The organism is Streptomyces venezuelae (assembly GCF_008642335.1).
Lineage (GTDB): Bacteria > Actinomycetota > Actinomycetes > Streptomycetales > Streptomycetaceae > Streptomyces > Streptomyces venezuelae_F.
This window is the reverse complement of sequence record NZ_CP029191.1, coordinates 669,199-688,833: the sequence shown is the minus strand read 5'-3', so window position 1 is coordinate 688,833 and position 19,635 is coordinate 669,199. Positions and strand designations below refer to the sequence as shown.

18 protein-coding genes are annotated in these 19,635 nt (G+C 72.8%); 11 read left to right on the top strand and 7 right to left on the bottom strand.

Translation table 11 applies throughout. The annotated features are described in order from the left end of the window. The first annotated feature begins 420 nt into the window (after positions 1 to 420). Both DEJ49_RS03050 and DEJ49_RS36265 read left to right on the top strand, forming a co-directional pair. Entirely contained in the window at positions 421 to 1,281 is an 861-nt protein-coding gene (locus tag DEJ49_RS03050; protein ID WP_150182255.1) for an SAM-dependent methyltransferase, read from the top strand. A 36-nt stretch (positions 1,282 to 1,317) separates the two neighbouring features. Then, complete coding sequence (locus DEJ49_RS36265; RefSeq protein WP_223832700.1) at positions 1,318 to 4,557, top strand: ATP-binding protein; 3,240 nt, start codon at positions 1,318 to 1,320, stop codon at positions 4,555 to 4,557. 18 nt (positions 4,558 to 4,575) lie between these two features. Here the strand turns inward: DEJ49_RS36265 and DEJ49_RS03035 are convergent, their stop codons facing one another. Continuing rightward, a complete protein-coding gene (locus tag DEJ49_RS03035; RefSeq protein WP_223832699.1) occupies positions 4,576 to 5,022 on the bottom strand; it encodes an iron chaperone in 447 nt (148 codons plus the stop codon). Positions 5,023 to 5,299: 277 nt separating this feature from the next. Between DEJ49_RS03035 and DEJ49_RS03030 the strand changes: the two genes are divergently transcribed. From DEJ49_RS03030 to DEJ49_RS03020, 3 genes are all read left to right on the top strand, one after another. After that, positions 5,300 to 5,629, top strand: a complete 330-nt coding sequence (locus DEJ49_RS03030) for a hypothetical protein (protein ID WP_150182253.1) — start codon at positions 5,300 to 5,302, stop codon at positions 5,627 to 5,629. A 618-nt stretch (positions 5,630 to 6,247) separates the two neighbouring features. Beyond that, positions 6,248 to 7,426: a PLP-dependent cysteine synthase family protein gene (locus DEJ49_RS03025; RefSeq protein WP_150182252.1), complete on the top strand. Its 1,179-nt coding sequence runs from the start codon at positions 6,248 to 6,250 to the stop codon at positions 7,424 to 7,426. Then, positions 7,423 to 8,730, top strand: coding sequence for an MDR family MFS transporter (locus tag DEJ49_RS03020; RefSeq protein ID WP_150182251.1), 1,308 nt, complete (start codon positions 7,423 to 7,425; stop codon positions 8,728 to 8,730). Before DEJ49_RS03025 ends, DEJ49_RS03020 begins: the two co-directional genes overlap by 4 nt. Before the next feature lie 77 nt (positions 8,731 to 8,807). Here the strand turns inward: DEJ49_RS03020 and DEJ49_RS03015 are convergent, their stop codons facing one another. The 3 genes from DEJ49_RS03015 to DEJ49_RS03005 all read right to left on the bottom strand — a co-directional run bounded on the left by DEJ49_RS03015 (position 8,808) and on the right by DEJ49_RS03005 (position 11,069). Then, positions 8,808 to 9,407, bottom strand: coding sequence for a DUF3105 domain-containing protein (locus tag DEJ49_RS03015; protein ID WP_223833152.1), 600 nt, complete (start codon positions 9,405 to 9,407; stop codon positions 8,808 to 8,810). 247 nt (positions 9,408 to 9,654) lie between these two features. Further along, complete coding sequence (locus DEJ49_RS03010) at positions 9,655 to 10,074, bottom strand: hypothetical protein (protein WP_150182249.1); 420 nt, start codon at positions 10,072 to 10,074, stop codon at positions 9,655 to 9,657. A gap of 92 nt (positions 10,075 to 10,166) precedes the next feature. Then, positions 10,167 to 11,069 carry a class I SAM-dependent methyltransferase gene (locus DEJ49_RS03005; protein ID WP_150182248.1) on the bottom strand — a complete coding sequence of 301 codons (903 nt, stop codon included), beginning with the start codon at positions 11,067 to 11,069 and terminating at the stop codon, positions 10,167 to 10,169. Between the two features lie 141 nt (positions 11,070 to 11,210). On the opposite strand from DEJ49_RS03005, the gene DEJ49_RS03000 reads away from it, so the two are divergent. Then, positions 11,211 to 11,798 carry a TetR/AcrR family transcriptional regulator gene (locus DEJ49_RS03000; RefSeq protein WP_150182247.1) on the top strand — a complete coding sequence of 196 codons (588 nt, stop codon included), beginning with the start codon at positions 11,211 to 11,213 and terminating at the stop codon, positions 11,796 to 11,798. Between the two features lie 40 nt (positions 11,799 to 11,838). Here DEJ49_RS03000 and DEJ49_RS02995 read toward each other — a convergent pair whose 3' ends face one another. The 3 genes from DEJ49_RS02995 to DEJ49_RS02985 form a co-directional block, all read right to left on the bottom strand. Beyond that, complete coding sequence (locus tag DEJ49_RS02995; protein WP_150182246.1) at positions 11,839 to 13,032, bottom strand: NAD(P)-binding domain-containing protein; 1,194 nt, start codon at positions 13,030 to 13,032, stop codon at positions 11,839 to 11,841. 89 nt (positions 13,033 to 13,121) lie between these two features. After that, positions 13,122 to 13,682 (bottom strand): hypothetical protein, encoded by a 561-nt coding sequence (locus DEJ49_RS02990; RefSeq protein ID WP_150182245.1) that lies wholly within the window; start codon positions 13,680 to 13,682, stop codon positions 13,122 to 13,124. Between the two features lie 109 nt (positions 13,683 to 13,791). Continuing rightward, entirely contained in the window at positions 13,792 to 15,264 is a 1,473-nt protein-coding gene (locus DEJ49_RS02985; RefSeq protein WP_150182244.1) for a peptidoglycan D,D-transpeptidase FtsI family protein, read from the bottom strand. 115 nt (positions 15,265 to 15,379) lie between these two features. Here DEJ49_RS02985 and DEJ49_RS02980 point away from each other — a divergent pair, with 115 nt between their 5' ends. The 5 genes from DEJ49_RS02980 to DEJ49_RS02960 all read left to right on the top strand — a co-directional run bounded on the left by DEJ49_RS02980 (position 15,380) and on the right by DEJ49_RS02960 (position 19,620). Further along, positions 15,380 to 16,330, top strand: coding sequence for a LysR family transcriptional regulator (locus tag DEJ49_RS02980; protein WP_223832698.1), 951 nt, complete (start codon positions 15,380 to 15,382; stop codon positions 16,328 to 16,330). Continuing rightward, positions 16,327 to 17,229, top strand: coding sequence for a serine hydrolase (locus DEJ49_RS02975; RefSeq protein ID WP_150182242.1), 903 nt, complete (start codon positions 16,327 to 16,329; stop codon positions 17,227 to 17,229). Before DEJ49_RS02980 ends, DEJ49_RS02975 begins: the two co-directional genes overlap by 4 nt. Before the next feature lie 86 nt (positions 17,230 to 17,315). After that, positions 17,316 to 18,005, top strand: a complete 690-nt coding sequence (locus DEJ49_RS02970; protein ID WP_150182241.1) for an ABC transporter permease — start codon at positions 17,316 to 17,318, stop codon at positions 18,003 to 18,005. After that, a complete protein-coding gene (locus DEJ49_RS02965) occupies positions 18,002 to 18,682 on the top strand; it encodes an ABC transporter permease (protein WP_150182240.1) in 681 nt (226 codons plus the stop codon). Before DEJ49_RS02970 ends, DEJ49_RS02965 begins: the two co-directional genes overlap by 4 nt. Continuing rightward, a complete protein-coding gene (locus DEJ49_RS02960) occupies positions 18,679 to 19,620 on the top strand; it encodes an ABC transporter substrate-binding protein (RefSeq protein WP_150182239.1) in 942 nt (313 codons plus the stop codon). The genes DEJ49_RS02965 and DEJ49_RS02960 overlap by 4 nt, the downstream gene beginning before the upstream one ends. Positions 19,621 to 19,635: the final 15 nt, after the last annotated feature.

Sequence of the window (19,635 nt, the reverse complement as noted above, 5' to 3'; positions counted from 1 at the left end):
GACAGGCCCTGGCTCGCTTTGGACGGCCCGCCAGGGTCTCTGTCGTTTCCGGCGGTGGCCGGTGACCGGACCTTACTGGTCCGACCGTTCATCGCGCGACCGCCGCGGACCGTTATGGGCATATGCGCCCATGCGCTTCCTCAAACCCTCGAAGCCCTGTCAGAAATGGCCATGCGGGCTCAAATTGCACCCCAGTGAGCGTTGGCGGAACCTGGCCGGACGCAAATGGGCGTTTGCTTTCGAATTTGATCGCCTGCTGACGCTTGAGCTCTGGCCGCGGACGCTCTCCGATAAAGATCGCGCGACGAAAAGCGGGTGTGCCCGGAGATTTGGTGGCTCCGCAGAACTAAGCGAACTGTCAACGTCCGCGTCGCCACTTCGTGGTGCGTCGGCGGGGGGAATGTGGGGTATGCACGTGCCGTGACCGAGACCCCCGACGATGACGGCGGACCGGACCTCGAGGCGTCGACCCGCCGCTACTACGAGACGGGCGACGTCGACGCCTTCTACGACGCCGTCTGGGGCGGTGAGGACATCCACATCGGCCTCTACGCCCACGAGCGTGAGGCCATCGCGGACGCCTCGCGGCGCACGGTGCGGCACGTCGGGGAGCAGGTCGCCGACCTGCTCGGGCCGGACGCCGCCGTGCTCGACCTCGGCTCGGGGTACGGCGGTTCGGCCCGCGCCCTCGCGGAGCGCTTCGGCTGCCGGGTGAAGGCGGTCGACCTCAGCGAGGAGCACAACAGACGCCACCGCGAGGCGAATGCCCGGCGGGGCCTTGACGACCTGATCGAGGTCGTCTCGGGTTCCCTCAACCGCCTGCCCTACGAGGCACACCGCTTCGACGTGGTCTGGTCCCTGGAGGTCCTGTGCCATGTGGCGGACCGTGAGGGCGCGTTGAGCGAAGCCGTACGCGTCCTGAAACCCGGTGGCGCGCTCATCTTCTCGGACATCATGGCGGCCGAGGACGCGTCGGCGCGGGATCTGCGGCCCGCGCTGTCCCGTCTCGGCGTCCGGAACCTGGCGACGCCGTCGTTCTACCGGGACCGTCTCTCCGCCCTCGGCCTGGAACCCCGCTTCGAGGATCGTACGGAGGATCTCGCCACGCACTACGCACGCCTCCACGAAGAGGTGCGGCATCGCAGCGAGGAACTGCGCGGTGTCATCAGCGCGGCGTACGTCGACGGTCTGCTCGCCAACCTGCCGCTGTGGGCGGACATCACGCGGCGCGGGCTGCTCCGCTGGGGGATCTTCCACGCGAGGCGAACTGCCGCGGCCTGACGGGCGGGTTCGTACGCGCTCACGGATAATGGCCGGATGTCCAGTTCTGTGGTCTCGGCTCGGGAAGCCGACGTGCTCGCTCTGCTCGGGGAGCATCTCAGCAACGCGGAGATCGCCGCGCGGCTCTTCATCTCCGTGCGGACGGTCGAGTCCCACGTGTCCTCTCTCTTGCGCAAGTTGGAGGTGCCCGACCGGCGGGCGCTGTCCCGCCGAGCGGCGGCGGGCCGTGCCGCGGCCGCGGCCGGGGGGCCGGATGGGGCGGGCATCGGCGGACTGCCCGCGCCCTTGACGACGTTCGTCGGCCGTCGACGTGAACGCGAGGAACTGGCCGCGGCGTTGCGGACGCACCGGCAGGTGACCGCGGTCGGTCCGGGCGGCGTGGGCAAGACGCGGCTCGCCCTCGCGGTGGCCGCGGAGGTCGCGGACGACTTCGCCGACGGCGTGTGGTTCGTCGACCTGGCCCCGCTCACCGACCCCGGCAGGGTGGACGCGGCGGTCGCGGCGGCGGTGCACGTGGGCGAGCAGCCCGGGCGCGGGATCACCGAGGCGCTGACGGCCGCTCTGGCGGGCCGTGCGGCCTTGCTGGTCCTGGACAACTGCGAGCACGTGCGGGAGGGCGTCGCCCCTTTCCTGGAGCGGCTGTTGCCGGCCTGTCCTCGGCTGCGGGTCCTCGCGACGAGCCGGGCCCGGTTGCTGGTGCCGTTCGAGCGGGTCTTCTCCGTTCCGCCGCTGTCGCGGGCGGGCGGCGACGAGTCGGAAGCGGTGACCTTGTTCATGGAGCGGGCGGCCGCCGTGGGGTGGCCGCCGGGACCGGCGGTGAGCGCGGGGGTCGTGGCCCTGTGCGAACGCCTCGACGGCATGGCGCTCGCGATCGAGCTGGCGGCGGCGCGGTGGCCGACGCTCGGCCTCGACGGGCTGACGGCCGGCCTCTCCGACCAGCTGCGGATGCTGGCGGGCGGGGCCCGCGCCGACGACCGGCACCGGTCGTTGCGGGCGGTGCTCGACTGGAGCCATGACCTTCTCGCCCCACCGGACCAGGCGCTGTTGCGACGGCTGTCGGTGTTCGTGGCGCCGTTCACGGTGGAGGCGGCGGTGAGTGTGGTGGCCGGGGGTGGTGCCGGGGAGGCGGGCGGGGTCGGGTCCGTGGGCGGAGGCGAATCTGCGGGCGGGGTCGGTTCCGTGGGCGTGGCCGGCTCCGAGGGCGGGCTCGGCTCTGTGGGCGGGGTCGACTCTGTGGGCGGGGTCGACTCTGTGGGCGGGGCCGACTCTGTGGGCGGGGCCGACTCTGTGGGCGGGGCCGACTCTGCAGGCGGGGTCGGTTCCGTGGCTGGGGTCGACGACGTGGGCGTGGCCGGCTCCGAGGGTGGGCTCGGCTCTGCGGGCGGGCTCGGCTCGGTACGCGGGGCCGACTCTGCAGGCGGGCTCGGCTCTGCGGGTGGGCTCGACCCCGTGGCCGGGGCCGGCTCCGTCGGCGCGGCCGACCCCGTGGTCGGGATCGGCTCCATGGCTGCGGTTGTCGATGGGCTTGGGCGGCTTGCTGAGCACAGTTTGCTGACCGTGGTCCCCTCCGCGACCGGTACCCGGTACCAGGCGTTGGAGACCATTCGTCAGTACGGCACGGAACAGCTCGTCCGCGCCGGTGAGCTGGCCACTGTGCGGTCCCGGCACCTGGCGTGGTGTCTGATCGGTGCGGAAGCCCTGCGGGACGGCGCGGATGTCGGCGGCGGCGAGTGGCGGGCCCGCTTCGATGCCGTGGCGCAGGACATGCGGGCCGCCCTGGCCTGGGCCCCGGGTCGGCCGGAGCTGCGCGCCGACGCCTGTCGGCTCGCCGGGCGCCTGGCCGAGCTGGCCTTCGCCCGCAATCTCCTCGCCGAGTCGCAGGAGCGGTTCGAGCAGGTCGCGGCGCTGGCCGCGGATTCGGCGGACGACGCCGGAGCCGCCGTGGCGCTGCGTCAGGCCGCCGGGGTGGCGGGCTGCCGACGGCTCGGCGATGACATGTTCCGCCTGCACCGGCGCGCCGCCGACGCCGCGCGCCGGGCCGGTGACACCGCCGGGGCCTGCCGCGACCTGGCGGCGGCCGCCACCGTCGCCTACCGCTTCTCCACGTCGTTCCCGGTGATCCCCTTCGAGGCGGAGATCAAGGACGTACTGGCGCAGGCACACGACATGTCCGGCGCGGGCGACACCGCGGCCGACGCGGCGCTCGCGCTGGCCGAGGCGGCCGTGACCGCGGACGCGTTCGGCGCGCTGCAAGGGGGCGTCGAGAACACCGCGCAGGAGACGGTCGCGTACGCCGAACGCGCCGTCGCGCTGGCCGGACTGACCGGCGACCCCGTGGCCGAGTCGGCCGCTCTCGACGCCCTCTCGGGTGCCCGGAGCTGGGCCGGCGAGTCCTTCGGCGCGGCGGCGGCCGCCCGCCGCCGGATCGACGTCCTGGCGAAGGCGCCGCGTACCCTGGCGGGGACGCACGAGGTGATGGACGCGCTGGGCATGGCGGCCGGAACCGCGCTGGGCGTGGGCGAACTGCCGCGGGCCCGCCGCTGGAGCGGACAGCTGGCGGGCCACCCCCTCCTCTCCGAGGCGGGGCACCAGGCCACGTCCTGGCTCCTGGTCACGGAGGCGTTCGCCGGCCACGCCGACGACGTGCTCACCCGTGCCGTCGGATTCCGCGAGGCGTGGGAGCGGAGCGGCCGCCAACGGTCACTCTCGCTGGGCGCGGCGGCCGCGTCGGTCGCCATGGTCCACGGCCTGCGCGGCGACGAGGCGGGGCGGGCGGACTGGCTGGCCCTCGTGGAGCAGGCCGACACCGCCGAACAGCACCGCAAGGGTTACGGTGCCGTCTTTGAAGCCATGGTCCAGCTCCACCACGGGGACCCGGACGCCGCCCTGGCGAGCGTCGCACCGCCCCCGGACGCGGTGTGGAAGTGGGTGTGCTGGGTCTGGCTGCACTGGTACGCGGCACTCCGGGCGGAGGCGTCGGTACTCGCAGGCCTCCCGGAGGCCCAGGCCCGCATCGACGCCGCCCGCGCCGTCGTGGAGGGCAACGCGCTCGCCGCGGCCCAGGTGGAACGCGCGCAGGCACTGCTCGACGAGGACGTGCCGCGCCTCCTCGCGACCAGGTCCGCGTTCGAGGCGGCCGGCTGCCCGTACCAGGCGGCGCGGACGCTGCTGCTCGCGGGCGGCGCGGACGCGGACCGGGGGAGAAGGGCGCTCACCTCCCTCGGCCTCGGGCCGATCACCGCTCACCGGGGACAGCGAGCCCAGCCGCCGAACTGAGCCCGCCCCGGCTCCCCCTCACCCCACCGCCCGCTTGACGAGGGCACCGATCCGCGCCTCCACGTCCGGGGTCACCTCGCTCAGCGCGAAGCCGGCCGCCCACATCGGTCCCTCGTCCAGCCGGGCCAGATCGCTGAACCCGAGGGTCGCGTAACGGGCCTTGAACTTGGCCGCGCTCTGGAAGAAGCAGACGACCTTCCCGTCGAGGGCGTAGGCGGGCATGCCGTACCAGAGCTTCGGCGCGAGGGCCGGGGCGTTCGCCATGACGATGGCGTGGACCCGCTCCGCCATGATCCGGTCGGAGTCCTCCATCTCGGCGATCCGCGCGAGAACGTCCCGCTCGGCCTCCGCGGCCTTGTCCGCACGTGTACCGCGACGGGCCGCCGCCTTCAACTCCTTGGCGTGGTCCTTCATCGCGGCCCGCTCCTCGGCCGAGAACCCCTTGTGAACGTCTACGGTGCTCATCATCCACCCCTGCGCTGTCGATCCCTGACCGGCCGCCGCCATCAGACGGCGGCCCGTTCGCTGTGATCACAGCTTGGCGGCCCACCGTTAGGTACGGCTTCCGTGCTCGCCACGGAAGGCAGCACGGAAGGCACCACGGAAAGCAGGAGCCGCCCGCTAGGATCACCGTGTGATGACGGCCTGGTCTTCTTCCGGTACGCGTCGGAGCCGCTCGGCGGTGGCTCTGTGGCGGGTCGTGGGACTGGGGCTCGTTCTGTTCGGACTGGTGTTCACGCATGTGGCCAGTCCCGAGACGACCAGTCGTCACCTCGGGGCCGGGAATGGTGTGGTGGCGGCGGGGCCGACCGTCGACGTGGGGCGTGGCTCGTCCGTTGTCGCCGAGGTGCCCAGGGAACAGGGGCACAGGCATCCACCCGCGCACACCGTCGAGGAGTGCGCCCTGGGGCAACCCCCGCAGGGGCCCGGTGTCGATCTTCCCTGCCTCTCGCCGCTGGACTCCGCGTGGCGCGGTGACGCACCCGTGCCTCCGCACGCGCAGCGCTTCGCCGGGCGCGACCTCCCGGTGCCGATAGCGCACGCCGCAGAGTCGACGATCCTGCGCGTCTAGACCGGCCGGTTTCCGCCACCGGTCTGTCCTCGTCCCGACCGTAGGTGTCAGCGCTACGCGTACGTACGCACGTGCACGTACGCGTGCGTCCCGGTCGGGCAGTTGTCGCGCGGAGGGTCTGTGCTGCCTCGGCTGTACGTCCGCAATTCTTTGTACGTCCTGAACTCGTTGTACGTCCTGCTGCTCGCCGTTCTGCTCCTGTGTTCCGGCGGGCATCATCAAGGCCCGGAGGGGCCGTCGTCCGTGGCGTCCGGGCTTCACGTGGTCGCGGTCGCGGAGATCGGCGGTGACGGGGGAGGCGAGGGGGCCGACGTATCCCCTCCGCTGCCTCTGTCCGTGCCTGATTCCTCCGGGCACTGCCACGAATTCGGTGCGGGGCCCGGACCGGGCGGTATCGGATCCGGGGCCGGGGCGCAGTCGTTCGCCCGGCTCTACGCGCTCGTGGGGAGCGCCGTCCCCGCCCTCGGCGGTCAGCACGCCTCGGCGTCACGTCCGCCGCGAACCGTGCGAGGCGGCGGCCGGGACGCCCTCAACTCGCTGTGCAGGTGGCGCATATAGGAGGCCCGTGGTCCCCGCATGCCTTCACCCCCCCAACGAGAGCGAAGAAGAAGCGAAGAGATGCATTCTCCGATCGCGCACGAATCCGCCCATCTCGCCTGTCCGGGCCACTTCGGCGACCCTGCCCACCCCGCCCACGCCGCCCGCTCCGCTCATCCCGTCCACCAGGCCGTCGCCCCCGCCGGGTCCACCCTCCCCGGTCTCGTCGGCAACACCCCCGTCCTGCGCGTCTCCCACCCCCTCACGCCGCCCGACCGCGGCTTCTGGGCCAAGCTGGAGGGGTTCAACCCCGGCGGCATCAAGGACCGCCCGGGGCTGCACATGGTCGAACGCGCCCGCGCCAGGGGCGAGTTGCAGCCCGGCTGCCGCATCGTCGAGTCGACCAGCGGCACCCTCGGACTCGGTCTGGCACTGGCCGGTACGGTCCACGGGCACCCCGTCACCCTGGTCACCGACCCGGGCCTGGAGCCGTCCATGACGCGGTTGCTCGCCGCCCACGGCGCGACCGTCGACACGGTGCCCGAACCGGACCCGGCCGGAGGCTGGCAGCAGGCCCGCCGCGACCGCGTCGCCGAACTCCTCGCCGAGCACCCCGGCTCCTGGTGCCCCGACCAGTACGGCAACCCCGACAACGTCGCCGCCTACACCCCGCTCGCCCTCGAACTCGCCGCGCAGCTGGGCCACATCGACGTCCTGGTGTGCAGCGTCGGCACCGGCGGCCACTCCGCCGGCATCTCCCGCGTCCTGCGGCAGCTCTACCCCGGGCTGCGCCTCGTCGGCGTGGACACCGTCGGGTCGACCATCTTCGGCCAGCCCGCCCGGCCCAGGCTCATGCGCGGCCTGGGATCGAGCATCTACCCGCGCAACGTCGCCTACGAGCACTTCAGCGAGGTCCACTGGGTGTCGCCCGCCGAATCCGTCTGGGCGTGCCGACAGTTGGCGACCTCGCATTACGCGACCGGAGGCTGGAGCGTCGGCGCGGTCGCGCTGGTGGCCGGCTGGCTCGCCCGGACGCTGCCGCGCGACGCCCGTATCGTCGCGGTCTTCCCCGACGGGCCGCAGCGCTACCTGGAGACCGTCTACGACGACACGTACTGCGAACGGCACGGGCTTCTCCTTGCAGGGGCGCCTGCCGCCGACCCCGACGTCGTCCACACTCCCGACGAGAAGGAGGTCGGCCGCTGGACCCGCTGCACCACCGTCCGGGACCCCCTGAGCGCCGAGAGCGAGGCGCGATGACCACGGCGACCCTCACCCAGGTCCGGTCCTACGACCGGAGCGTCCAGTTGCTCCTGGCCAATCAGTTCACCATCAACCTCGGCTTCTACATGCTGATGCCGTACCTCGCCCAGCACCTCTCCGGCACCCTCGGCCTCGCCGGGTGGCTCGTCGGACTCGTGCTCGGTGTACGGAACTTCAGTCAGCAGGGCATGTTCCTCGTCGGCGGCACGCTCGCCGACCGGTTCGGCTACAAGCCGCTGATCGTCGCGGGATGTGTCCTGCGCACCGTCGGATTCGCCACCCTCGGCCTCGTCGACTCGGTGCCCGCGCTGCTGGTCGCCTCCGCGGCCACCGGGTTCGCCGGCGCGCTGTTCAATCCCGCGGTGAGGGCCTACCTCGCCGCCGACGCCGGCGAGCGCCGCGTCGAGGCCTTCGCGCTGTTCAACGTCTTCTACCAGGCAGGCATCCTGCTGGGCCCGCTCGTCGGCATGCTGCTCACGGGCGTCGACTTCAGGGTCACCTGTCTCGTCTCGGCGGTGATCTTCGCGGTGCTGAGCGTCGTGCAGATCCGCGCACTGCCCGCGCGCGGGGGCGACGACGCGGCGAGGAAGGGGAGGGCCGGCGCGGGCGAAGGCGTTCTCGCGCAGTGGCGCGGTGTCCTCCGCAACCGTGCCTTCCTGCTCTTCTCGACGGCCATGATCGGCTCGTACGTCCTCACCTTCCAGGTCTATCTGGCGCTGCCCCTGGAGGTACGACGTCTCGGCGGCGACGGCGACTTCGGCACCGTCGCCGTCGCGCTGCTCTTCGCGGTGTCCGGGCTCGCGACCATCCTCGGCCAGACCCGGGTGACCGCCTGGTGCAAGGAACGGCTGGCGCCCGGGCGGGCCCTGGCCTGGGGGCTGCTGTGCATGGGCGTCGCCTTCGTGCCGCTCCTCGCGGCGACGGCCCTGCCGGTGCCGGGCGGGGGAGCCGGGCGGTGGCTGTTCGCCGCCGTCCCGCCCCTGCTTGCCGCACTGCTGCTCGCACTGGGCACGATGGTCGCGTACCCCTTCGAGATGGACACGATCGTCCGCCTCGCGGGGGACCGGCTGGTCGCCACGCACTACGGCCTCTACAACACCATCTGCGGTGTCGGCATCACGATCGGCAACCTGCTGACCGGCGTCGCTCTGGACGCGGCCCGCGAGGCCGGGATGTCGGCGCTGCCGTGGCTCGCGCTGCTCCTCCTCGGTCTCGGCTGCTCGGCCGCTCTGTACGGGCTGCACCGCGCGGGACGGCTGACCCCTGCGCCCTCGCCGGAGGAGCGGCCGGCGCAGGTCTGACCTGAGAGCGAGGTGACACGACACCACCCCGGTCCGGCCGGCGCGCGGCACTCCCGCCGCGCGCCGGCCGGGCCGGTTCACGCGGAGTCGATGCCTCCGGCGCACGCGGCGCCCGGCTCCGGGGTCTGCGGGCCCTGCACGTACTTGCTGAAGAACTCCCCGACCCGCGGGTCGGCGGCGCTGTCCACGGTCAGCTGGTGTCCCCAGGCCGACAGCATGAGGGGGCTCCGCTGCTCCTTGACCGGGCTCATCAGGCTGTACGAGGTCCTGGCGACCTTGTCGCCCAGCTTCTTGACGTCGGCGTCGGGGGCCTTGTCGTTGTACGTGACCCAGACGGCGCCGTGTTCGAGGCTGTGCACGGCGTTCTCGTTCGGTATGGGCTTCTTGTAGACCTTGGCCTCACAGGTCATCCAGGCCTGGCTGTGGTCGCCGCCGACCGGCGGGGTCATGGGGTAGTCGACGGCCTTGTCGACGTGGTTGCGGCCGAGCTTCTTGGCGTCCCACGTCTTCTCGCCCCGAACGGGCTTCTTCGCGGCGGCCGCGTTCTGTGCCTCCTTGTCGTCGGCGCGGTCGACGGCGTACGCGCCGAAGCCGATGAGCGCGGCGACGATCACCGTGCTCACCGAGACGGTGATGATGCGGTTGCGCCGCTCGCGCGCCTGCTCGGCGCGCTGCATCGCCTCCACGCGTGCTCTGCGCTCGGCGGCCACGGCTTTCTTGCTCGGCTTGTTGCCGTTGCCGGGCTTGTTGGTATGACCGGGTCTGTTGGAGTTGCTGGGTCTGTTCGGCTTTCCGGGCTTGGCCTTGGCCATGGGGGTTCCCTGTCCCCGCCGCACGGGGGCGCGGCGGTGGTGGCGGAGTCTGGTCGGTGGATGCCGTGTCGGCGGGCAGGCCGCATCCGCGGGCCGTCCTGCCGGGGTCCGCCTAGGTCCGCTGCACCTGGAGCATGTGGAGGTCGGGAGAGCCGCGGTTCGAGGGCTGTTCCGGCGCAGGGCCGGGCGCTGACGGCGCCCGGGAGCAGGGCTCTTGCCGGTGGAGGTCCGAGAGGGACGGGCCGGTCGGTGCGGGTGTCGCCCGGACGCCGTGGGCGGCGGGCGCGCAGCAGTGGTCGCCGTCCGGACAGTCGGACCCTTCGACGGCCACCGCGTGGTGGTCGAGGGAGCCGGAGGACAGCGCTCGGGTGACGGCGACGGCGCCGGCGTGGCCCGTACCCTTGTGACCCCCGTCGGGCGCGACGGGGCCGAGGCACATGAACAGCGTGGCGATGAGAAAGACGAGCGCAGCGGGGGGCGCGACGCGGCGTATGGCGTGCCGGGTGGCGCGGGTCCGGGGCGACTGTCTCATCGCTGCGCATCGTAGCGATCGTCCCGGTGGCTCTGAAAGCCGCCTATGGCCCTGCCGCGGGGGCTTGTTGGGCGGCTAACCGTCGGTGGTCCCTACCCGCGCAGTTCCCCGCGCCCTTGAAGGGCGGCTTCGCCGCTTCCAGGGGGCGGTGTCCATTCCCTCACCGCCGTCACCAAGAGCGCCACGCTGCGGAGTCGCAGTGTTCCGTCCGTCTCGTGCGGGCGCAGGGTTTCCGTCAGGCGGGCGTGGGCCTCGGTGCGGGTCTCCGGGGTGACCTGGCTCGTCAGGTGGCGGCCGGGGCCCGAATCGAGGAGGAAGGCCGCGGCGTCGGCGGCGTCCCAGCCCCACGTTCCGTACGTCTCGACCCGCCTCGCCTCGACGCCGGTGAACCCCGCGGCCGACAGCACGTCGCACGTCCTGTCGGCGTCCGCGAGGGAGAACATGCCGGGACCGCCGGGCGCGCCGAAGCCGCCGAGAGGGAGCAGGTCGGCCAGCGCGGCGAAGGCCTGGAGCCACTCGTTGTCCTCGGGGTACGCGCCGCAGACGAACGCCGCGCGGCCGCCGGGGCGCAGCGCGCGGGCGATGTTGCCGAAGCCGGCCACGGGGTCGGTGAAGAACAGGACGCCGTAGCGGCTGATCGCGACGTCGTACGAGGCCGGGGCGAACGGGTGGACCTGGGCGTCGCCCTGCGTGAAGGAGACGTTGTCCAGGCCCTCTTGGCGTGCGGCCCGGCGCGCCCCCGCCAGCATCGGCGCCGACAGGTCGAGGCCCAGCGCGTGACCGCTGTGGGCCCGGCGTGCGGCCAGTCGGGTCGTCTGCCCGGCGCCGCAGCCGACGTCCAGGACACGGTCGTGTGCGCCGACCGAAGCGGCGTCCAGGAGCGGGGTGTTGAAGCCCGCGTTCACCCCGTCCCAGCGATCCTGGTTGCGGGCCCAGTGCTCTCCCTCGTAACCGTTCCACGCCTGTGCCTGCTCGGTGTTGATGATGCTCTGCACTCCGTCCCCCTGACGCATGGCGATAGGGGCGCACCGATAGAATGGGCGCCCGCCCAAACGGTATGGGCGATCGCCCATACTTGCAACGGGGCGATATGGGCGCCGAGTTGTACCGGCGCCGTCGATGCCGAGGAGGACGTCATGTCACCGCGCGGAGTCGCGATCCCCGATCTTCGCGAGCGGCTGTTCGGCGCCGCGGAGCGGATCGTCGCGCGCGAGGGTGCCGCGGCGCTCACCAGCCGGGCCGTCACGAGCGAGGCGGGCTGCGCCAAAGGCATACTGCACACGCACTTCGGAGGCGTGGACGCCTTCGTCGCCGAGCTCGTGCTCGACCGGTTCGCGCGCACCGCGGCCCGCGCCCAGGAGCTCCCCGGCCGTGCGGGTCAGGACACCGTCGCCGCGAACCTGACCGGCGTCGCGCTCGGGCTCCTCGACTCCCTCGACCCGAGGGTCGTCGGCCTGGCCATGACGAGCAACGCCACCGCACAGCACATCCGCGAGGCGTTGGCGGAAGGTTCCCCCGGTTTCTGCGCGATCCAGAACGCGCTCACCGCCTACCTCGACGCCGAAGCAAGGCTCGGCCGCGTCCCGGACGGCACCGACACCGGCACGACGGCGCTCGCTCTCGTCGGGACCGTCCACCACCTCCTGATGACGGGCGGCTGGGCCGGTGCGCCCGACCCGCGCGAACAGGCCGAGCGGCTGGTCGCCCTGCTCGTGCCGAGGTGAGCCTGCGATGCCCGCAGGCCGCCGCGCCGGTCCGCGGGGTTCACTCGTCGCAGCACGCCGCCACGGACTTGGTGAGCCGAGGCCCCGCGAACCGCGTGCCGCTGACCAGCCGCATCGCGGGGCCGTACGTCGCCACCGCGGACGGCCCGGTGAAGTACAGGCCGGGCACGCTGGAGGAGAACCCCTTGTCCAGTAGGGGGAAGCCGCCGACGCGTATCAGGTCCGCGCGGAGCTCGGGGGAGAGGAACTCCAGGGACTCCAGCTGGACGCGGTAGCCCGTCGCGGCCAGGACGTGCTCGGACTCGACGGTCTGCGTACGTCCGTCGGGCGTCGTCGTCCGCAGGGTGATCCCGCCGCCGTACGCCTCCGCCCCCGTGATCTCCCGCCCCGCCAGGACGGGAACTCTGCCCTCGAACCGCTCCCTGAGCCACCACGCCCCGCCCGGCCGCAACGCCCGCTCGGCGAGCCGCAGCCGGGCGGCCGCGGGCAGCCGGCGGAACGCGGCGGGCTGACGCGTGAGGCCGTACATGGTCCAGGAGCGGCCCGCAGGAGTGTCGGGGCGCCACTGCGGTCCCGACGGCGGCGCGTCGAACCTGACCCCCGGACCGCGCGCCACCACGCGCACGTCCGCGCCCGCCTCGTGGAGCAGCGCGGCGCTCTCCAGCGCGGACTGACCGGCCCCCACGACGGTGACGCTGCGCCCCGCGAAGCTGCTCGGGTCGGTCTGCTGGGAGCTGTGCGAGATCAGGCCGAGGGCCGCGGGCCCGCCGGACGCCGCCGCCGCGAGGGGCGCGGGCAGATGCGCGAAGCCGGTGAGCCCGGTCGCCACGACGACGGCCCCCGCCCTGAGCACCTCGCCCGAGGACAGCTTCACGCGGAAACCGTCCGCGCCCCGGTCGACCGCGGCCACCCGCTCGTCCTCGACACGGGGTACGAGCCGCTCCCGGAACCACCTCCCGTACCGCAGGAACAGGCCGACGGGCACCTGGTCGTGGTCGCCGAGCCTGCGTTCTCCCGCGTCACGGCAGTAGTCGGCGAGCGTGAACCCCTCGCGCGGGGTCGCCAGTTCGGTGGCGGCGGGCGGCGTCCGCAGGAGCATCCCGGCGGGCATGCGCCGGGCCCAGCTCGCCACGGGGGCGCCGAAGATCCGGACGGGCATGCCGCGTGCCCTGAGGTGTGCGGCGGCGGACAGGCCATAGGGGCCAGCGCCTATGACGACGACGGTCTTGGACATGGGGGTCCCTCCCAGCGGAACGTGCGGATCGGCGGGCCGGTGCCGCTCCCGTCCGCGTCGGCCGCGCCGTGGACGCGCCGGGGGCCGGGTCAGACGGTGAGCGGCGGGCGGGCCGGAGGGCCCCGCCGTACCAGTGCGTCCGCGAGGAGGAGGGCGAGAGGGAGCGCGCGGGCCGGGCGCGCCGGACGGTGCGTTGCCGCCGGGGGTGGTGGCGCGAGGGCCCGCGGTGTGCGGAACGGGCGCAGCAGTCGCGCCAGGAACGCCCAGAGGAGGCGCAGGGTCCTGGTGAGGGAGCCGCCGCCGAGTGGGCGGGGCGCGGTGGCCGGCGCGGGGGCGCGGGTGTCCGGGCTCCACCGCTCACGGACCGCGGCCCACCGGGTGCGGCGGGCCTCGTCCTGCGGCGGGGTGCGGCGGAGCGACAGCGCGGCGTGGAACAGGACCGCGGCGGCGACCGTCCGCGCGTCCCACCCGGGCACGGGTCCGAGCACGAGGTGGTAGGCGGCGACGGCGAAGAGGGTGCCCGTCAGCGAGAGGGTGACGGACCGCGACGCCGGACGTGCCGGGGCCGACCATGCCGCCGCTCCCGGCGGCGCGACGGTCCTGTGACCGTGGCGCGGCCGGGAGCGCGGCGTCGGTCCCGAAGTCTCCATGACCCACCCATCATGGTGGGTCGGGTCGCGACTGTCACCCGGGGTGACTCGCCTGCGGTCCCGCCTCAGCCATGAACCAGCCGTGATCGGAGGGAAGTTGACGTCCCGGCTAGCGCTTGAGCACCGCCTCCATGACCGCCTTCGCGATCGGCGCCCCCAGCCTGCCGCCCGCGATCTCGGAGCGGGAGATGTCCATGTCCTCGGGGTCGACCAGCACCGCGACCGCCACCGGTGATGTGCCGTCCGCCTGCTTGGCGTAGGAGACGAACCACGCGTACGGACGCTCGTCGCGCACATCCGCGCCGTGCTGCGCGGTGCCCGGCTTGCCGCCCACGGTGACGCCCCGCATCCGCACCTTGTCCGCCGTGCCGTCCGTCACCGTGTGCTCCATCATGGCCTGCACCTTCTTCGCCGTGTCCACGGAGACGGCGCGGTCGAGCACCTCGGGCTCGGCCTTCTCGATCACCGACAGGTCGGGGCCGCGCAGCTCGTCCACCATGTACGGCTTCATCACCTTGCCGTCGTTGGCGAGCCCCGCGACGGTCATGGCCATCTGCAGGGGCGTACTGGTCACGCTGCCCTGGCCCATGCCGGTCAGCGCGGTCTGCGGCTTGTCCAGTTCCTTCGGGTAGGCGCTCGCCGCCGACCGCACGGGCGTGAACTGCTCCTTGTTGAACCCGAACTTCTCGGCGGTCTCCCGCATCCTGTCCTTGCCGGTCTTCAGCGCCGCGTCCAGGAAGACGTTGTTGCACGACCACTGCATCGCGGTCTTCATCGACACCTTGTCGCACATCGAATTGGGTACGACGTTGCCGATCTCCGTGCTGCTGAGCGGCAGCCGGTACGGCGCTCTGGCGCCGGACGGGGCGTCGATGTCGGTCACCGTGCCGTGCTCAAGGGCCGCGGCGGCGGTGAGGATCTTGAAGGTGGAGCCGGGAGGGTAGGTCTCGCGCGTCGCCCGGTTGTTCAGCGGTTTGTCCTTGCGGCGGTCGAGTTCCTTGAAGGCCTCGCTCTCCTTGCCGGAGATTCCGGCGAAGACCGACGGGTCGTACGAGGGAGTGCTCGCCATCGCGAGGATCTTGCCGGAGCGTGGGTCGATGGCGACCACGGCGCCCTTCGCGTCGAGATCCGTCAGCCCCTTGTAGGCGGCCTTCTGCGCCTTGGGGTCGATGGTGGTGACGACATCGCCGGGCCGCGGCTTCTCCCTGGTCAGGACATCCAGGGGGCTGCCGAGGAGCCTGCGGTCCTTGCCGCTCAGGAGGTCGTTCTCGACGCCTTCGAGGAACGTCGCGCCCTGGGCCTGCGAGAAGTAGCCCGTGATCGGCGCGTACATCGGACCTTCCTTGAAGGTGCGCTTGTACTTGAGGTCCGAGCCCGGCGTCGCCACGGAACCGGTGATCGGCTTGCCGCCGACGACGATGTCACCGCGCGGAGCGCTGAACGTGTCGATCTGCACCCGCCGGTTCTTCTTGTGCTCGGCGAGGCTGTCGGCGCGGGCGAACTGCACCCACGTGGCCCGTACCAGCAAGGACAGCACGAGGACCCCGCAGAAGACGGCTATGTGCCGCATTGTCCTGTTCATGGGCCGAGCAGAACAGGTTCGCGGCCGATGTGTCCAAGATGGATATGGAGTGCGTAATGATTAATCCGCGATATCGTTCCTGCTCGTGGACCTGATCCTGCATCTCCGGTGCTTCGTGGCTGTTGCAGAAGAGTCACATTTCGGCCGTGCCGCCGCCCGGCTCGGCACGGCTCAGCCGCCGCTGTCCCAGCGCATCCAGCGACTGGAGCGTGAGCTCGGGGTCCGGCTCTTCGAGCGCAACAGCCGACAGGTGACGATCACCAAGGGCGGGATGCTCCTCCTCGACGAGGCCCGCGAACTGCTGGCCCGCGCCGAGGCGCTCATGGCCACCAGCCGCCGCATCCGGGACGGCGACGCCGGACTGCTGCGCGCCGCGCTGCCGCCCGACATCGCCGGGGAGACCGTCGCCGAGATCCTGGCGGACTTCCGGCGGCGGCACGCGGACGTCGAACTGGAACTGCACGAACTGTCCACCTCGGAGCAGCTCGCCCGGTTCGCCTCGCACGACCTCGACGTCGGGCTCATCCACCACCCCTGCGACGTCACGGGCCTCGGCCTCGGCCCCGTCCTCCGGCGCGAACTGGGCGTACTGCTGCCGCGCGACGCCCCCGCCGCCGCCCTCGGCGAAGTGCCGCTGAGCGCCCTCGCCGACCACGACCTGATCCTCTTCCCGCGCGCCAACGCGCCCGCCCTCCACGACGACCTGCTCACCACCTGCGCCCGCAACGGCTACACGCCCGCCGCCATCCGGCACGGCCAGGGCCCCAGCTTCATCCGCGGGCTCATCCGCTCCGCCGGCTCCGTGGCCTTCCGGCCGCGCGAAACCCGCTCCGCCGACGGAGCCGTCGACGCCCCCGCCGACGACCCAGAGATCGTGTGGCGCCCGCTGGCCGGCGCGCCGCTGGCCCTGCGCAGCTCGGTGGCGTGGCCGCAGGGGCGCAGCGACGCCGCCGTCACCGCCTTCGCCGACGCCACCACGCACGCCATGTGGAAAACTGCCGCGGTGACCACCGACCTGCCCTCGCGCCCCGTCCACCTGCGCCCGGCAGCGGAGTACTACCTGTGAGCAGCACCCAGGGCCTCCTGCGCGACACGTTCGTCCGAGCCGGTGTCACGGGCAGGCTGCACGCCGTCGACATCGACACCGGCGCGGACGTCGACTTCGGCGCCGACCAGCCGGTCGTCACCGCCAGCGTGCACAAGCTCTGCCTGCTCGTCACGCTCCACCAGCGGGCCGCGGCCGGGGCGTTGGACCTCACCGAGCAGGTCGAGTGCCCCGCGGACCTGCGTACGCCGGGACCCACCGGCCTATCCGCCATGCTCGACCCCGTCCGCATGTCCCTGCGCGACATCGCCTTCCTGATGATGGCCGTCAGCGACAACACCGCCGCCGACCTCCTCCTCGCCCGCGTCGGCCTGGACGCCGTCAACGCGACCACCGCCGCGCTCGGCCTGGACCGCACGCACGCGACGCACACCTTCGGTGAACTCCTCGCCACGATGAAGGAGGACGCGGGGCCCGGCGGCGCGCAGGCCCTCACCGATCCCCACGTCATCGCCCGGCTCCGGGCCCTCGACCCCGCCCGCGGCAACCACAGCACCCCGCGCGACATGACCCGCCTCCTCGCCGCCGTCTGGCGGGACGAGGCCTGCGCCCCCCCACACGGCCCCGCCCTGCGCCGCCTCCTCGGCCTCCAGGTCTGGCCGCACCGGATGGCGTCGGGCTTCCCGTTCGACGACGTCCACGTCGCGGGCAAGACCGGCAGCCTCCCCACGCTCCGCAACGAAGTCGGCGTCGTCGAATACCCCGACGGCGGCCGCTACGCCGTAGCCGTCTTCACCCGCGCCGCGAGCACCGCGGCGATCCTCCCCGCGGCCGACGCGGTCATCGGCACGGCGTCCCGCATCGCGGTCGACGCACTGCGGGCGCAGACAGGGAGGGCGGCGCGGGGCGTAACCGGCTGAACACCTTTGCAGGACACGGCGCCACCCCGACCCGTACGGGTCACCAGAACGCGCCGACCCCCCGCACCCGCGCCTTGAATGGACGGGTGACAGCGCCTCCCGACGACTGCCTCGCGCGCAACGAGTGGATCTGCGGTGAGTACCTGAGCACCCGCCGCCAGATCCTGCTCGACGCGGTCGTGCAGCACCTGCAGCTGACGTCGCTCTCCGTCCTGATCGCGCTCGTCGTCGCCGTGCCGCTCGCCGTGCTCGCCCGCCGCTGGGGGTGGGCCGCGGGCCCGGTCCTCGCGCTCACCACCGTCCTGTACACGATCCCCTCGCTCGCGATGTTCTCGCTGCTGCTCCCGGTGTACGGACTCTCCCCCTCCCTCGTCGTCGCGGGCCTCGTCCTCTACTCGCTCACCCTGCTCGTGCGGAACATCCTCGCCGGGCTGCGCGCCGTCCCCGAGGACACCCGGCAGGCCGCCCGCGGCATGGGCTACGGCCCGATCCGCCTCCTGCTCACGGTCGAACTCCCGCTCGCGCTGCCCGCCGCCATGGCCGGACTGCGCATCGCCACGGTCTCCGCGGTCTCCCTCGTCACCATCGGCGCGATCGTCGGCTTCGGCGGCCTCGGCAACCTCATCTACACCGGCATGAACACCTACTTCAAAGCACAGGTGCTCACCGCGTCCGTGCTCTGCGTCGTCATCGCCGTCGCCGCCGACCTGCTGCTGCTCGGCGTGCAACGCGTCCTCACCCCCTGGGAACGGGCGACGAGAGCGGCACGCCCATGAAGACACTCGGCGACGCCTGGTCGTGGCTCACCGACTCGGCGCACTGGGCCGGCGACGACGGCATCTGGCACCGGCTCACCCAGCACCTCGTCCTCACCGTCGTCTGCCTGCTGCTCAGCTGCCTCATCGCGCTGCCCGTCGCCCTCGTCCTCGGCCACCTCGGCAAGGGCGGCGCGCTCGCCGTGAACATCTCCAACGTCGGCCGCGCCGTCCCCACCTTCGCCGTCCTCGTCCTGCTGCTCCTCACCCCGCTCGGCACGTGGGGCGAGGGCCCGACCGTCGTCGCGCTCGTCCTGTTCGCCGTACCGCCACTGCTCACCAACGCGTACGTCGGCATGCGCGGCGTCGACCGCAGCGTCGTCCAGGCGGCCCGCGGCATGGGCATGACCGGAGGGCAGATGCTGTGGCGGGTCGAACTGCCGCTCGCCCTGCCGCTGGTGCTCAGCGGCATCCGCATCGCGGCCGTGCAGCTCGTCGCCACCGCCACCATCGCCGCGCTCGCGGGCGGCGGCGGACTCGGCCGGATCATCACGGCCGGCTTCAACCTGGCGAGCACCCCGCAGGTCGTGGCCGGCGCCATCCTCGTCGCCGTGTTCGCCCTGCTCGTCGAGGGCGCCTTCGAGGTGGCCGAACGGTGCGCGCCCGGGTGGGCGCGGAACAGGGGGAGGGCCGGATGAGGCGCCGTACGGGGATCGCCGGCGCCACCGCCCTGCTGCTCCTCGGCGGCTGTGCCACCGGCCCCTCCCTGGAGACCAGGGGCGAGGTCACCGGGCCGCCCGGCGACAGCAAGAGCCTCGTCGTCGGCTCCGCGGGCTTCACCGAGTCCGACCTGCTCGCCCAGATGTACACGCTGCTCCTGAACAAGGCGGGCTACAGCACGCGCATCCTGTCCGTCGCCAACCGCGAGCTGTACGAACCCGCCCTGGAGTCCGGCCAGATCGACGTCGTCCCCGAGTACGCGGCGACCTTCGCCGACTGGCTCAACGCCAAGAAGAACGGCGCCGACGCGCGGCCCGTCGGCTCACCCGACCTCGACGCGACCATGAAGGCCCTGCGCCGCCTCGCCGCCCCGCGCGGCCTCACCGTCCTCGACCCCGGCAAGGCCGTCGACCAGAACGCGTTCGCCGTCGCCGCCTCCTACGCCGAGCAGCACCAGCTCGAGACCCTCAGCGACCTCGGCAGATCGGGCCTGAGGGTACGGCTCGCCGCGGGCGACGAATGCGTGCAGCGCCCCTACTGCGCCCCGGGCCTGAAGAAGGTGTACGGCATCGACATCACCGGAGTCGATCCCAAGGGCGTCGGCACGACCCAGGCCAAGAAGGCCGTCCAGGGCGGCCAGGACCAGATGGTGCTCACCACCTCCACGGACGCGACCCTCGACGACTTCGGCCTGGTCCTCCTCAAGGACGACAAGAACCTGCAGAACGCCGACTACCTGGTGCCCGTCGTCAACCGCTCCCGAGCGGGCAGCGAGGGCGTCGCGGCCGCGCTGGGGCGCCTTGGGCCCGTGCTCACGACGGAGGACCTGGCGTCGCTGAACGAACAGGTCGACAGCTGGCGGCGGTTGCCGCAGGACGTCGCACGGGCGTACCTGGAGAAGAAGGGGCTGCTCTGAGCGCTTACCCGTGCG

Excerpts from the sequence above, each read along its gene's own strand:
- DEJ49_RS36265 (WP_223832700.1), top strand. The coding sequence starts at position 1,318 with ATGTCCAGTTCTGTGGTCTCGGCTCGGGAAGCCGACGTGCTCGCTCTG.
- DEJ49_RS03035 (WP_223832699.1), bottom strand. The coding sequence starts at position 5,022 with ATGAGCACCGTAGACGTTCACAAGGGGTTCTCGGCCGAGGAGCGGGCC.
- DEJ49_RS03025 (WP_150182252.1), top strand. The coding sequence starts at position 6,248 with ATGCATTCTCCGATCGCGCACGAATCCGCCCATCTCGCCTGTCCGGGC.
- DEJ49_RS03020 (WP_150182251.1), top strand. The coding sequence starts at position 7,423 with ATGACCACGGCGACCCTCACCCAGGTCCGGTCCTACGACCGGAGCGTC.
- DEJ49_RS03015 (WP_223833152.1), bottom strand. The coding sequence starts at position 9,407 with ATGCAGCGCGCCGAGCAGGCGCGCGAGCGGCGCAACCGCATCATCACC.
- DEJ49_RS03010 (WP_150182249.1), bottom strand. The coding sequence starts at position 10,074 with ATGAGACAGTCGCCCCGGACCCGCGCCACCCGGCACGCCATACGCCGC.
- DEJ49_RS03000 (WP_150182247.1), top strand. The coding sequence starts at position 11,211 with ATGTCACCGCGCGGAGTCGCGATCCCCGATCTTCGCGAGCGGCTGTTC.
- DEJ49_RS02995 (WP_150182246.1), bottom strand. The coding sequence starts at position 13,032 with ATGTCCAAGACCGTCGTCGTCATAGGCGCTGGCCCCTATGGCCTGTCC.
- DEJ49_RS02990 (WP_150182245.1), bottom strand. The coding sequence starts at position 13,682 with ATGGAGACTTCGGGACCGACGCCGCGCTCCCGGCCGCGCCACGGTCAC.
- DEJ49_RS02985 (WP_150182244.1), bottom strand. The coding sequence starts at position 15,264 with ATGAACAGGACAATGCGGCACATAGCCGTCTTCTGCGGGGTCCTCGTG.
- DEJ49_RS02965 (WP_150182240.1), top strand. The coding sequence starts at position 18,002 with ATGAAGACACTCGGCGACGCCTGGTCGTGGCTCACCGACTCGGCGCAC.
- DEJ49_RS02960 (WP_150182239.1), top strand. The coding sequence starts at position 18,679 with ATGAGGCGCCGTACGGGGATCGCCGGCGCCACCGCCCTGCTGCTCCTC.